A 14065-nucleotide genomic window follows, 5' to 3' on the forward strand; every position below is an offset into this window, starting at 1 on the left:
CCATACTTTTATTCCTATTCGTCAGTTCCAACAATTGTTACCAGCAACAAGATATATACGAGTTCAACAGACTCGAAGTTGAATGTAAGAACTATTTTCATTTTTAATGAGAGATCCTATTGATAATTTTGTAGATGACTCTTCCTTATGGAAAAGCTTTCTGGCCGGAAATGATGTCGCATTTACTCATATTTATAAAAAATATGTCCAGACTTTGTTTCACTATGGTATGCAATTTTCATCAGATAGGGAACTTGTAAAAGATTGTATTCAGGATATCTTCATTAATCTATATGATAATAAAGAAAAGATAGGCTTTACCGATAACATAAAATTCTATCTATTCAGAATCTTGAAAAATCATCTGATAAATGCCCTAAAACGTCATCAAACTCATATAGCGTTTCTTGATTCTCAGGAGAAGCAGGCAGAAGCTTATACAGAAGACACCGCCGAGACATTGTTGATAGATATTGAAGTGGATATGTATGTTAAAGCAACTGTGGACAAAGTGATGTCTCTGCTCACTATCAGGCAACGGGAGATTATATACTATCGTTTTGTGGAGAGCATGAGTATTGACGAAATCAGCATTCTTACAGAAATGAATTATCAGTCTGTAGCGAATGTCATACAACGGTCATTAAAAAAAATAAGAAGTTTCTGTAAAAAAACAGAATAAAATTGAGTATAAAAAGAAGGTGTCTTTGTTTACTTAATAAATGAACAAAAAAGGTATGCCTGGGAATACTCAAGAATCAGATTATTTGAATTATTCATTTGAAGATTTCCTTCAAGACGATTTCTTTATTTCTTCTGTCAAAGAACCATCCGAAGAATCTGAAATTTTTTGGACAAATTTTCAGGACAGAGGGCCAGATAATATACAAGAGTATGTACTTGCAAAACAATATCTCCAATCTATAGCTGTTCCGGCTGATCCTCTGTCTGATGATGAAATATCGCATATGTGGAATAATATTTCTTCACATAGAGAGGAGAATAAGAAACGTAAGAGAGGAAAGCTACTGTTTATTGCTATAGGAGTGGCTGCAAGTATAGCTGTACTGGTCATCTCATTCCCTTTTTTAATGGATATATTTTCCCATAAAGATGCATCAGATATAATCGCTTACGCGGATAAAAATAAAGTAGAGGTGCCCGATAATTCTGAAATACAACTTGTTATATCTGATAATAAGACTATACTTTTTGAAGAAAAAGAAGCGACAATTACTTACAACCAAAATGAGATAAAAACAGAAAAAGGAGTTCTTGAAAAAGAAGAGTCTGTAACAATACATCAATTGATTATACCAAAAGGTAAACGCTCTGTACTTACCTTGTCCGATGGCTCCAAGTTATGGGCTAATGCCGGTTCGAGGGTTATTTATCCGAGTGAATTCGGTAAAGATAAAAGAGAAATATATGTCGATGGTGAAATATTTGTCGAAGTTGCTAAAGATGCAAACAAGCCTTTTTTTGTCAGGACCAAAGATATGAGCGTACAGGCTCTGGGTACGAGCTTCAATGTCATGGCTTATGAATCTGATGCTTTGAAACGGGTTGTTTTAGTCTCGGGTATAGTAAAAGTAGAAACTAAGGAATCTAAAGGTACCGTATTGAATCCCAATACAATGTTCCAGTCTCAGGGAGGCGATGAAAAGATAATTCCTGTAGAAGCAGATAAATATATCTCCTGGATAAAAGGGCTTTACCTGTTCCGGAATGAAAGACTGGGGGTCGTATTCGAACGATTGTCGAGATATTATGGAATAAAAATAGAATGCAGTGTGGAAGCTTCAATGATAAGATGTTCCGGAAAACTGGATTTGAAAGATAATATTGAGGAAATAATGAAAGGATTGTCTTTTGACGGGAAAATCATTTATTCTCAGGACGGAAATGTGTATAAAATAAATAAAGGCCAATGAGAAAATACCATTTAAAATAAGTATTAACCTTAAATCAGTAAAATGCCTATGTAGATGAAGCTTACGAAAAAAATTGGATGGTAGTACCAGTACCATCCAATAGAATTTAAATTGTTAAAACTGTACAAAGTCTAACCTTTAAATCATAACAAATGTATGATAAAAAAATGTTCTTTTAGCATAAAAGATGCTAATATTAGAAAAATATTGCGGATTATGAGACTGATTATATGTTTCCTGCTACTGGGAATAAATCTGTCATATGCCGTGGAAAGTTATTCTCAGACAACAAGAATCTCCGTTAATTTAAAGAATACACCCTTAAAAGAAATTTTCTCAGAAATAGAGAAAAACAGTGAGTATGTTTTTTTCTATTATGATGAATCTGTGGATTTGAACAAAAGTATGACCATAGATATAAAAGGTCAGACTATCGACAAAGTATTGAAAGAGCTTTTTAAATCCACTGATTATATTTACACAGTATCCGACAGGCAGGTATTTGTATCCAGACAGCCGGCACCTGCTACTTCCCGGCAAAATCAGAATAAAATTACTGTCAGGGGAAATATAACGGATATGAAAGGTGAACCTTTGATCGGAGTTTCTATTATTGTTAAGAGTAATCCAAGTACAGGCACAGTTACAGATACCGACGGAAATTATTCAATAAATGTACCCGATAAATATACTGTACTACAGTACAAATACATAGGATTTATTCCTAAAGAAGAAACTGTAGGTGAGCGTAAAATAGTAAATGTAATAATGCAGGAAGATGTCGGGCAGCTGGACGAAGTCGTAGTTGTCGGATACAGTACTCAGAAGAAAGAATCTGTAGTAGGCTCTATTTCCACTATCGAACCCGGAAAGCTTGCAGCCGGAACTACCCGCTCGATGAGCAATAATCTTGCAGGGCAATTAGCCGGTGTTATTGGCGTACAACGATCGGGTGAGCCCGGTTATGATAATTCCAATTTCTGGATACGCGGTATCAGTACATTTCAGGGAAATAGGAATCCTTTAGTGCTGATTGACGGTATTGAGCGTTCCCTGAATAATATCGATCCTGAAGAAATTGAATCTTTCTCTGTCTTGAAAGATGCGTCTGCCAGTGCAGTATATGGGGTGAGAGGCGCAAATGGAGTAATACTCATCAATACAAAACGCGGACGTGTGGGTAAGCCTACCGTTTCTTTTAAGATGGAGCAGGCAATAACACAACCGACTAAGATACCTGAATTTGTCGGTGCAGCCGATTACCTCGAAGTAATGAACAGCATACGTCACGAGAGTGGAAAAGAGCCGATGTATAGCCAACAGCATATCGATAATATTAGAAATGGTGTAGATTCAGATCTATATCCGAGCGTGGACTGGATGGACGCAATACTTAAAGATTTCGGTACTAATACCAGAGCTTCTATCGATATTAACGGAGGATCGGAGGTCTTGCGCTATTCTTTTGTGGGCGCTTTTTACCATGAAGGTGGAATTCTTGAAAGAGATAAAAACCAGGGATGGAATTCTTCTCTCAGACTGAACAGATATAATATGCGTTCCAATGTGGATATAAATCTGACTCCTACTACTTTGGTAAGGTTCAATATAGGAGGCTATATGCAGGAACGCACATCTCCGCCGCAGAGTATTGATAACCTTTTTGCAATGGCATACCAGACACCCCCATATCAGCATCCCACACGTTATTCTACAGGTGAAATCCCGCAAGTACCACAACGGGTGAATCCATGGGCATTACTCACTCAAACGGGTTATGAACGTGTGGTACAGAGTAAACTTGAATCTCTGTTTGTAGTGGAACAGGATTTGAAAATGTTTCTTCCCGGATTGAAAATAAAAGGAACATTCTCCTTTGATAATTATTCCGATAATAGTGTGAAGAGAGGTAAGAGTCCCGATTATTATAATCCTGCTACAGGGAGAGATCCCGAAACAGGCCAATTGGAACTCGTTGTTTCTTCATATGGACAGGAATTTCTGGATCATTCTGTAGGAGCTAATTTTGGTAATAAAAATACCTATCTGGAAGGTACGCTTACATATGACAATACATTCGGAGACCATACTGTAAATGCTCTTTTCTTATATAATCAGCGTAATTATGACGACGGAGGCAAACTACCGTTCCGTTTTCAGGGAATAGCGGGTCGCATGTCATATACGATGAAGGGACGATATATAGGCGAGTTTAATTTCGGTTATAATGGTTCTGAAAACTTTGCTAAAGGCAAGCGTTATGGTTTCTTCCCTTCTGTTGCTGCCGGATGGATTTTATCAGAAGAGCCCTTTATGCAAGGCGTAAGAAATACCTTGTCTAAAGTAAAATTCAGAGGATCGTGGGGGCTTGTCGGAAATGACCGTTTCAAGATAGGTGATACGGAATATCGCTTCCCGTATATTTCTACCATAAATAATACAGATGGCTATGTATGGGGATATAATAGAGATGAATTCGGAAGAGCCGGACGCTGGGAAGGAAATATTGCGAATACAGGCTTGAAGTGGGAAACTGTAGCCAAGACAAATCTTGGTTTAGAACTTGGCCTGTTCAATGCAATCGAATTGCAAGTGGATTACTTTATGGAAAAACGAAGGGATATTTTCATGCGCCGTACCACAATGCCTGCTTCTGCCGGATTTGTTGATATGCCTTTTGCCAATTTTGGTAAAGTAGACAATAAAGGTGTAGATATGGTGCTGGATGTCAACAAACAAATTAATAAGGATTGGTTTGTATCGGCAAGGGGGACATTTACATATGCAAAGAATAAGATTATAGAACAGGATGAATCATTAGGTATAATCGGTACAAACCGTTCGTCTACCGGGCTTCCGGTAGGGCAAATATTCGGGTTGGTGGCCGAGAGACTGTTCACTGATGAGGATTTTGCCGATGTGGAAAATGGCATTCTTAAAGATGATATACCAACGCCAACCTTTACTTCGTCCGTTCGTCCGGGAGATATCAAATATGTTGATGTTAACGGCGATAACAGAATCGATGCTCTGGACAGGACAAATCTCGGAGGAACGGTCGATCCTCAGATTGTATATGGATTTGGAGCCAATCTTAGGTATAAGAATATCGATTTCGGCTTTTTCTTCCAGGGAAACGGTCATACTTACCGTATGATAGGACGTGAAGCATATTTTATTCCCGGATCGGGTCTGGGTGGAGTAGGTAACTTCTTTACTAATGTCGGAGACAGGTGGACTATCGAGAATCCAAGACAGGATGTTTTCTACCCGAGATTATATGAAGGATTGAACGAGAACAACTATCAGGAGTCTACATGGTGGATGAAGAATATGAAAATGCTGCGCTTGAAAAATATCGAACTGGGCTATAATTTCCCTGTTACGATGGTTCGGAGATTCGGTTCATCTGGTGCAAGGATATTCTGCAGGGGAACTAATATACTGACTATATCCGACTTCAAGTTATGGGATCCTGAAATCGACTCTGACAGAGGTAGTAAATACCCACTGGTGAAATCATATTCTATCGGTCTAAATATCAGTTTCTGAAACATCAAAATCGAAAATTATGAAAAAAACAATATATAGATTTTTTTATCTTTCGCTTATTCTCCTTTTAGCAGGAGGTACGAGCTCTTGTTCAGACTTTTTGGATAAAGAGCCTGACGACCAGTTGACTCTGGATATGATATTCAAAGACAAGACCAGAACCGAAGACTGGCTGGCCGGTGTATATTCCAATATACCTGATACATACTGGACATATGCCAGAGGAATGGACCCTCTGGGAGACGATCTGGCTCCATCTACAGGATGGCTTCAGTTTGGATGGAATATTATCGGGAAGCAACAAGGAAACTGGAATCCTACTTCTGACTGGGTGCCGAATTACTTCAATCAGCTTCCGAAAAGAATCCGTGCCGCTTATATTTTTATTGATAATGTAAGGGCTAACGAAGCACAACTGGTTACTGAGCAGGAAGTACAATATATGAAAGCTGAAGCGCGCTTCCTCATAGCATATTATTACTATCTGATGCTGAATTATTATGGTGCTATACCTTTACAGTTAGGTCTGGTGGATGTAAATGCACCTGCTTCGGAACTGATGATACCTCAGAAACCATTTGATGAAGTCGTTGACTGGATAGATCAGGAACTGGTTGCCGTGTCGAAGATTCTACCTCCATACTATAATGAATCCAAGAAATACGGAAGGGCCACATCTATTGCGTGCCTGGCAGTAAGAGCGCGGATGTTGTTATTTGCGGCAAGTCCGTTGGTAAATGGAAATCCTGACTATGCTAATTATACAAACAGTGAAGGCACTTCTATATTTAATTCTACCCCTGATGCGTCTAAATGGGCGAAAGCGGTAAAAGCCAATATGGACCTGATAGAACTGGCTGAGAAAAACGGACATGTTCTATATTATGAATATTTGAATAATGGTGATATCGATCCGTTCCTTTCGTATCAAAATATGTTGTTCCGCAAATTTAACGAAGGAAATAAAGAGATTTTATTTGCCAGAAATCCGGTCGAAACGTGGGAATATGACAGGCATGCGCAGCCCCGTGGAACCGGTGGTAACGGCGGTATGGGAATAACTCAGTCTTTGGTCGATGCTTTCTTTATGAAAAATGGTTTGCCGGCTATAACAGGATATAATGCGAACGGCTCTCCGATCATAAACACAGCATCGGGTTATACGGAAACAGGCTTTTCAACCGCAGAAGAAAAACGGGATACAAAATGGATAGAAGTAAAAGGAAACCGTGATTCGGACTCTAATCCTGTTACTTTAGCCGATACATATAATATGTATTGTAACCGCGAACCTCGATTCTATATATCAGTACTATATAATGAATGCTGGTTCAGGCGCGAGAACAGGACTACCCGCTTCTATAGCGGAGCATGGGATGGCGGTCCTACCCACGATGCTCCTCAGAACGGATACCTTGTAAGGAAGAAAGTACATCCTGACCACGATCCGCGCAATAATGTAAACCCGTACCGTCCGGGTATTTTATTCAGACTGGGAGAATTTTATCTTAATTATGCGGAAGCACTGAATGAATCGGAACCGGCTAAAACAACGGAAATCTTATTTTACCTGAATAAGATAAGAGAAAGGGCAGGTATACCAATCTACGGCTCAGGTGAAGGACAAATTGCAGTGCCAAGCGGACAGGATGCAATGCGGGAAGCTATTCGCCGCGAGCGCCGGGTGGAACTCAATTGCGAAAATGGAACCAGATGGGACGATATCAGGAGATGGAAACTAGGGGAGAAGTTACTAAATGGTGATTTCTGGGGAATGAATTTTTCCGGTACGGACAAGAGTGACGATAAGAACAACGATAAAGCTTTCTTTGTGAGAAAAGTCTATCAGAAGCGTGTGTTTACCAAGAAAAATTATTGGGTTCCGATACCACAAGACCAGATAGACAAGAATCCGAATCTGCGTCAATTACCATTTTGGGATACATCAGAATAATTCTAACCCGTGAAAATGATATAACTATGCAAAAGCAATTATTATATATATCGATATTATTTTTAGCTGTATTTTGTTTTGCAGCTTGTAGTGATGATGATAAGGAGAATAATGGGGATGCTTTATCTCTGAAAGCATCGAGTGAGTCTATTGTCTTGGACGAAGCCAAGGGCAATGATGTGGTAGTTTCCTTTACATGGAATAAGGGGAAAGACCCCGGGCCGGAGAATACATTAGTGTATTTTTTCAGGCTTGATATTTGGGGTGCGGATTTCAAAACATCTACCGATCCGATAGAATTTGCTCCGGATGAAGAGTTCAAGGTTGAATATACCAATAAGGAACTGAACGATCTGATTCTGAATAAATGGGGACAAATACCGGGTTCTGACGTGAAAATACAGGCCAGGGTAGTTGCAAAGGTAATCGGACCTAAGTTTATATATCCCGAAATTTCTATAATGACTCTCGAAGTAAAAAGTTATGTACCGACACCTGAAACCTTGTATCTTACAGGAGATGCCACTCCCGCGGGAACAGACCTCTCAAAGGCTATTAAAATGACAGAGGCAGAAGCCGGTAATGTTTATCAATGGCAGGGTGTCTTAAAGCCGGGATATTTTAAATTCATATCCATATTGGGAGAGTCTTTGCCTTCGCTGAATAAAGGTGCAGGCGATAATACACTGGTCAATAGAACTCTCGATAGCGAATCCGACAATATGTTTGAAATCAGTATCGAGAGCATCTATAATATAGAGGTGAGAAAAGATAATATGACTCTGAAATGCGAAGTTAATGTCCCGTACCCCAATCTGTATCTTGTTGGTAATGCCGGTACCGGATGGGGAATCCCGCAAGACCTCCATAAGTTTACAATGAAAGCCGGTAATCCTAACTTGTTTGAACTGGATATAACACTTAATCCCGGTGAATTTAAAATACTTAGTGCCGAAAATTATGATGATTACACACTCAGGCCGGTGACAGCAAGTGCACCTGTTACCGATGACAGGATGCAGGCTAATAAAGGAGGAGAGGACCTGAAATGGGTAATCAAGGATGGTGAAGGCGGACATTATAAAATAACACTGGATGTATATAAGATGAAGATAAAGTTCGAAAAACAATAATTAATCCATTTTTCTGACCATACATTACAGACATGCAGACAGGCCGTATTATATAATAATATGGCCTGTCCTTTTTGTTATACGTAACGGGTTTTGACACAGAGTCGTTCCAGCCCTCTATTCATAAATAAGAATATGATGCAATATGAAGGATAGTCTGCATATGATTTTGAAAAGGAGAAACAGGAAGGACAAATAGAATCGGAAAGATTTGGCTATTTAAAAAAAAGAAACTACTTTTGAATCCGAAAAGAAGAGCAGGTTGTCAGAGGACACTTATTGAGCGATTTCAGACATAAAAAGGTGCTAAATCACTGTTTAGTTTTTATGTTTTTTGGAAATATTCATTCTCAAGAATGTAGCGAATAAGAGTCTCAGGTTCTGCCTATCGCTCGAATGTGACAAAGGTCACATTTTTTGTTTAAAGTAATCATACACACGTGGTGGAATTGGTAGACATGCTACTTTGAGGGGGTAGTGTCCGCAAGGACGTGTGAGTTCGAATCTCATCGTGTGTACGTGTAAGGGTTGGCTATAACGGCCAGCCTTTTTTTGTTTAATCCCTACTACATGCCTTTTTTCAAAAAAAATATCAATTATTTTGAAATAACAATCAAAGCTTTGATTTATTCTAAAAAAATGTATTAATTTTGCATCACCAATTGCGAAAGTAGCTCAGTTGGTAGAGCACAACCTTCCCAAGGTTGGGGTCGCGGGTTCGAGCCCCGTTTTTCGCTCGGATAAAGGCGCATGTGGCGTAATTGGTAGCCGCGCTGTCTTCAGGTGGCAGTGACCTACGGTCGTGGGGGTTCGAGTCCCTTCATGCGCACGAATCAATTTTAAAACCCTTTGATTTTCAGTAGAATTTCAGAGGGTTTTTTGTTTTCTGGCAACATTCAGGACAACGTTTGGTTTACTATACGAATTTATTCTCTAAACAAAATTTAATCACCCTTCCCTCTATGCAGTAAGGTTATATTTGTTCAAAAACTCAATTTTTATTTAAGGCCTCTTGTAGTTGTTTACGCGAAGAGGCCATTAATTTGTCTTTTCTGTCCATGATCTATTTATAAATAGTTTTTTGCTGCTTCTTTAATTTCATTTGCATATTGGTATATATCATCCAAAGATATAATGTTATGCCTTGTCTCTTTCTTGTCTTTATCAAAAGTAACAATATACTTGTTTGTTGGTGAATTAAAGTATAAGCGAATAATAGGCTTTCTGTTGTTATCGTCGAAAAGGATTGCAAAATAAGTCTGTGCATCTCTATGGGCTATTCTAGATACATCTACAACCTCTCTAAGTATAGCCTTAACCAACATAAAAGTCTCTAACTCCTCTTCAGTTGTAACTATACCATTGTTATTATCGTCATTAGTCAGTTGTTCTGTTGTTTCAGATTGTTCTTCTTGCGAAATCTCTGTTTTGAGCGCAGTCTTTAAGCGGTCGGAAATATAGTAGTATCACTAATCAGCCCAGAAATAGAGCGCCTTACTAATGACGTAAATTGTTCCAGAAGTTTAGGCGTGATAACTCCATCATAGACTTGTTTTGCAAACAGTTTTACAAATTCAGGACTCGGATTGGCAAACTCATTATTAATAATCGATTTCAGCTGGCTAGTGTATTTTAATTCACTTGCAGAACTTAAGATATTATCAACGTCGAAATACGCTTTATGGAACTTCTTTAACTCCTCAATGGTAGCACTTTTTAAATCAAATAAATTAAATTCAAGAAATGGTTTTTCGTCCATCTTATTAGGCGTCTCTAAATCGGTATAAAACTTATAAACTAATCATTCTGAACCTGAGACGGGAATATGAAACACCCCGGATTCAGGATACACTAAAGGCCGTAAGGTCCTATATTGATAAAATAGTAAAAGCAAGTAAAAAAGAAATGAAAGGATTATGAGTAACTTGGTAACGTTCGAGCACGCAAAGAAGCTTAAAAAGTTGGGGTTTGATGAAGAAATATACAAAAGTTATTACAAAGACGGTTTAGATCTAAACGATTGCATGGACTTAGATTTTTGGAATTATTATGAATACTATATTTCCGCGCCAACTGTTTCCTCTGCTCTTGATTGAATAAGAGAGAAGAAAGGGATTATGTGTGCTGTTGAATCGGAAAGAAAGGCTAATTGTTTTCATGCAACAACAGTATATGAATACGGAGGTTCTTTCATTGATGATAAAGAAAAAAAAGTGCTACTATCAACACATCATCTAACTCACCCTCTCGCCGAAACAGCCCTGCTTGATGCAGTACTAACCTATTTAGAAAAGAAGATATGAAAGGGTTTACCTTTTATTTGAGTAATCAGACAGAATTTGCACTAATGAATCATCATTAAGGGTTTTGCCAAGTTTAGATGAAATTCTATCAGCATTTTCCTTCGATGCCAAATTTGAGTTGATTAGATGTAAATCAAAAACAATATCATCTAACAATAACCATATATCATCTGTTAGGGTGTTTCTCTCTGACTTAGTTGCACATCTGGCAAACCCGTCTGAATCTCCATCATATTTTATGTAAATGAGTATTTGCTTCTTAGTTATCATTTTATCAACAAAGTTTTATCAAAAATAAACAAAACATTTAATACAACCGACCTATGAGTAAAGATAAAGCAGAAGAAAAAGCAAGGGGACACGCAAAGAAAATATGTGAAAAATCATATAGATCCCAATGTGAGGTTTATGACCATTGTACCATATTTAAGGAAAGAATAAAAAACTATATAATAGGATATAACCAAGCTGTCACCGCTCTTTCCATCGAGAACGGGAAACTAAAAGAGGTGTTGAGTTTAGCTTATGATCTTATTCGTGATTCTACTGAATATGAAGTCGAGATTGGTAGATACAAAGAAGGTCTGTTAAAAATAAATCAGTTACTAACCAATACACAAGAGAATGAGAAAGAAGATATTTAGTACTTTTTATTCATCAAAACTTCTATCGGAGGATACTTCTTATCAGATGTTCGTATATCGTTTTTATATAGCAAGAACAGAAATATTCCTACAACAATAAGAGACAGTAAAAAATTCCAAACACTTTGAATATTAGGAGCAATAAGGTCATCGTATTTCTTCTTTTTTCCGATTGACAGAAAATAGACATAACGAATACTTGCTCCTATCCCAAAGATGGTATAAAATATGACAATAGGAATATAAACCATTTAGCAAATATAATAAATCAAAGTTACTAACTAATAAATAAAGAAATATGAAAATGATGAGCTAGTCTATTTCTGAACCCAGCCGAGTTATGCCAAATATAATAAAGATTACTCCTGAAATACAGCTAAATAATGCTAGATCTAAAGTATCAGCAATTAAATGAGAGACACCTATTGACAAAAACCATAACCCCCAATTTATGCATAAAAGCTGGCGCACTGTCTTTCTATAATCAATTTTATCAAAGAATGATAAAATGAGAATAACAATACTTATAGTAAATGCTATATAAAAAGCAATAAGAGGTATATCAAAATCCATAGATCAAATATAAAACAAAATAAGATATGAACAATAATTTCACATATTCAGCCATAGGCGACAATACGCTAGAAAACAGAGAGCATCTGGAGAAGATAGGGTATAAGAAATATGATTTGAGGGATGAATCTAAAGGCAAAGAATATATTATTACCCACTCATATTATCTCAATATAATAAATTGGGAAAGTAAAACCCTGGCAATATATTGCATCGGCAACCCTCTTTTATTCCAAGCTGTAACAGCAGTAAGGGAAGATAGTGATTATATGCAGTGGGTCGCTATCTGTCGATTAAATTCAGCGACAGAAGAATATGAAACAATATGGAGGTTATGTATAACATCTGAATTTGATGAAGATACCTTACCATACAATAACATCCTTATTACAAAGAAAGCGACCCTCGAAGAACTAAAAGAACATTTAAAGAAAGGAGAATAAAGAAATGATAAGAGCAATTATAGCTATGGCAAGACTTATATTGGATTTCTTAAGAGATTTTTCACTAACATCTAATGACTTCCGATTAATATTAAGTACTTCCTTTTCCCGATCGATGCGTTCTTGTTCTTGTGCTCTTCTTGCCTCTTCTTCTTTTCGTTGTTCTGTTGAACTTTGAATATCAAAATATCTGCTCATAGTATGAAAAATTAGTAAACAAATATAGAAAAATAATTAAAGCAAAATTGAAATGAGAAAGATTGTAGAAATATAAACATTAATAAACTTAAAGAGCAACCCACCATGAATAATGGATTGCTCTATGAGAATATATTAATAACAGATATCTTCATCCATCGCAACTGGATTAGGTCGTTTAGCTCTGGATGTATTTGTGATTGGATCGTACACAAACTCCAATTCAACTTTTCGACTATTTCCCGATGGACAAAAATAATGGCCTTCAAAAGAAATTGTTATTTGACTCGTATTACCTACTGGTTTCTGATTCCATTGTGACTGATTCCATGACAATATCTTTTCCCAGTAGTTTGATTGTATATTTCTGTTGATTTCTAATACTGAGGAAAAATCTAGGACTTTATTATTGATCTGATCAAACATCATTGTGCCCCCCACTTTATATTGAAATGAATTTGCTGGGGTGCTTCCGCCGCCACCTGTGTTTAATACATAAGTCAGATCATTAGATATCATTAGAGGTTTGTTTGAAGTATTCTTTGTTGTACCAGTATTAATATCCGTTGATGTGTTGGTAAATTGATCAGAATTAACAAGATCATCATTACTACATGAGCTAATAATTAAGAGAATAAACAATACATAATAAGTTAATTTTTTCATGGTTAAAATTTAAGTTTAACAAATAGAGGTTTTAACAAAAATATGAAAAAATCGGAAATGAACAAATTAGTAGCTGTTAATAACTCTCACATCCTTTTCTAGCCTTCACTCTCTTTATTCCCTACCTTTGTTGTCTAAACAATCAACTAAGTAAGCTATGAAATTTAGAGACGGTGTGGAACGTGATCCGGAGGATTACGGGTATCTTATTATGAAACAAAAGGATTTGGACGCTATATCCAAAAAGCGAGAAGAAAACCCCGATTACAAGAAGAGCCTTAAAAACAACTGGTACAAACCAAAGGCAACAACCACCTGACCGGAGGAGTTGAAAAGGAATATATCGCCTATAACTTCACGGGACAGCCAACGCAAAGGAAGCATATATACCAGGCCACAGGCCAGAGCACCCAAACCGAAGTCTACGCTTACACCTACGACCATGCAGGCCGGTTGCTGACCACCACCCACCAACTGACAGACGGGACAACGGTAAAGCCGCAGGTGACACTGGCTGAAAATACGTATGATGATTTAGGAAGGCTAAAGACGAATAAGAAAGGAGGAGTGGCAGGTACATTGGCTACTTATGCTTATAATGTACGTTCATGGACAAAATCAATCACCAGCCCGCTGTTTACCGAAACGCTGTATTATAATGAATC

Annotated in this window: 12 protein-coding genes and 3 tRNA genes; 12 read left to right on the plus strand and 3 right to left on the minus strand. The window is 37.4% G+C overall.

Features of this window, described 5'->3' with window-relative positions:
* Positions 1-106 precede the first annotated feature (106 nt).
* The 8 genes from B3317_RS14650 (at position 107) to B3317_RS14685 (ending at position 9402) form a co-directional block, all read left to right on the plus strand.
* A complete protein-coding gene (locus B3317_RS14650) occupies positions 107-682 on the plus strand; it encodes an RNA polymerase sigma factor (RefSeq protein WP_291112924.1) in 576 nt (191 codons plus the stop codon).
* Positions 683-722: 40 nt separating this feature from the next.
* Positions 723-1934, plus strand: coding sequence for a FecR family protein (locus B3317_RS14655; protein WP_291112926.1), 1212 nt, complete (start codon positions 723-725; stop codon positions 1932-1934).
* A 156-nt stretch (positions 1935-2090) separates the two neighbouring features.
* Entirely contained in the window at positions 2091-5486 is a 3396-nt protein-coding gene (locus B3317_RS14660; RefSeq protein WP_414647505.1) for a TonB-dependent receptor, read from the plus strand.
* Positions 5487-5505: 19 nt separating this feature from the next.
* Complete coding sequence (locus B3317_RS14665) at positions 5506-7440, plus strand: RagB/SusD family nutrient uptake outer membrane protein (protein WP_291112930.1); 1935 nt, start codon at positions 5506-5508, stop codon at positions 7438-7440.
* A 26-nt stretch (positions 7441-7466) separates the two neighbouring features.
* Entirely contained in the window at positions 7467-8573 is a 1107-nt protein-coding gene (locus B3317_RS14670) for a SusE domain-containing protein (RefSeq protein ID WP_291112932.1), read from the plus strand.
* A gap of 434 nt (positions 8574-9007) precedes the next feature.
* A tRNA-Leu gene (locus B3317_RS14675) sits at positions 9008-9091 on the plus strand.
* A 146-nt stretch (positions 9092-9237) separates the two neighbouring features.
* Positions 9238-9310, plus strand: a tRNA-Gly gene (locus tag B3317_RS14680).
* Between the two features lie 9 nt (positions 9311-9319).
* Positions 9320-9402 (plus strand) — tRNA-Leu (locus B3317_RS14685).
* Between the two features lie 612 nt (positions 9403-10014).
* Here the strand turns inward: B3317_RS14685 and B3317_RS14690 are convergent.
* Entirely contained in the window at positions 10015-10332 is a 318-nt protein-coding gene (locus tag B3317_RS14690; RefSeq protein WP_291112934.1) for a hypothetical protein, read from the minus strand.
* Positions 10333-11199: 867 nt separating this feature from the next.
* Here B3317_RS14690 and B3317_RS14695 point away from each other — a divergent pair.
* Together B3317_RS14695 and B3317_RS14700 are read left to right on the plus strand one after the other, a co-directional pair.
* Positions 11200-11520 carry a hypothetical protein gene (locus tag B3317_RS14695; RefSeq protein WP_291112936.1) on the plus strand — a complete coding sequence of 107 codons (321 nt, stop codon included), beginning with the start codon at positions 11200-11202 and terminating at the stop codon, positions 11518-11520.
* 599 nt (positions 11521-12119) lie between these two features.
* Positions 12120-12536, plus strand: coding sequence for a hypothetical protein (locus tag B3317_RS14700; protein ID WP_291112938.1), 417 nt, complete (start codon positions 12120-12122; stop codon positions 12534-12536).
* Here the strand turns inward: B3317_RS14700 and B3317_RS14705 are convergent.
* Together B3317_RS14705 and B3317_RS14710 are read right to left on the minus strand one after the other, a co-directional pair.
* Entirely contained in the window at positions 12519-12734 is a 216-nt protein-coding gene (locus tag B3317_RS14705; protein ID WP_291112940.1) for a hypothetical protein, read from the minus strand. The genes B3317_RS14700 and B3317_RS14705 overlap by 18 nt on opposite strands.
* Positions 12735-12869: 135 nt before the next feature.
* Positions 12870-13400 (minus strand): hypothetical protein, encoded by a 531-nt coding sequence (locus B3317_RS14710; RefSeq protein ID WP_291112942.1) that lies wholly within the window; start codon positions 13398-13400, stop codon positions 12870-12872.
* Between the two features lie 157 nt (positions 13401-13557).
* Here B3317_RS14710 and B3317_RS14715 point away from each other — a divergent pair, with 157 nt between their 5' ends.
* Both B3317_RS14715 and B3317_RS14720 read left to right on the plus strand, forming a co-directional pair.
* Positions 13558-13719 (plus strand): hypothetical protein, encoded by a 162-nt coding sequence (locus B3317_RS14715; protein WP_291112944.1) that lies wholly within the window; start codon positions 13558-13560, stop codon positions 13717-13719.
* A gap of 134 nt (positions 13720-13853) precedes the next feature.
* Positions 13854-14065 (plus strand): hypothetical protein (locus B3317_RS14720; RefSeq protein WP_291112946.1); only part of this gene is annotated, 212 nt, incomplete at its 3' end.

This window comes from Dysgonomonas sp. UBA7710 (assembly GCF_002482385.1).
In the GTDB taxonomy this organism is placed as follows: domain Bacteria; phylum Bacteroidota; class Bacteroidia; order Bacteroidales; family Dysgonomonadaceae; genus Dysgonomonas.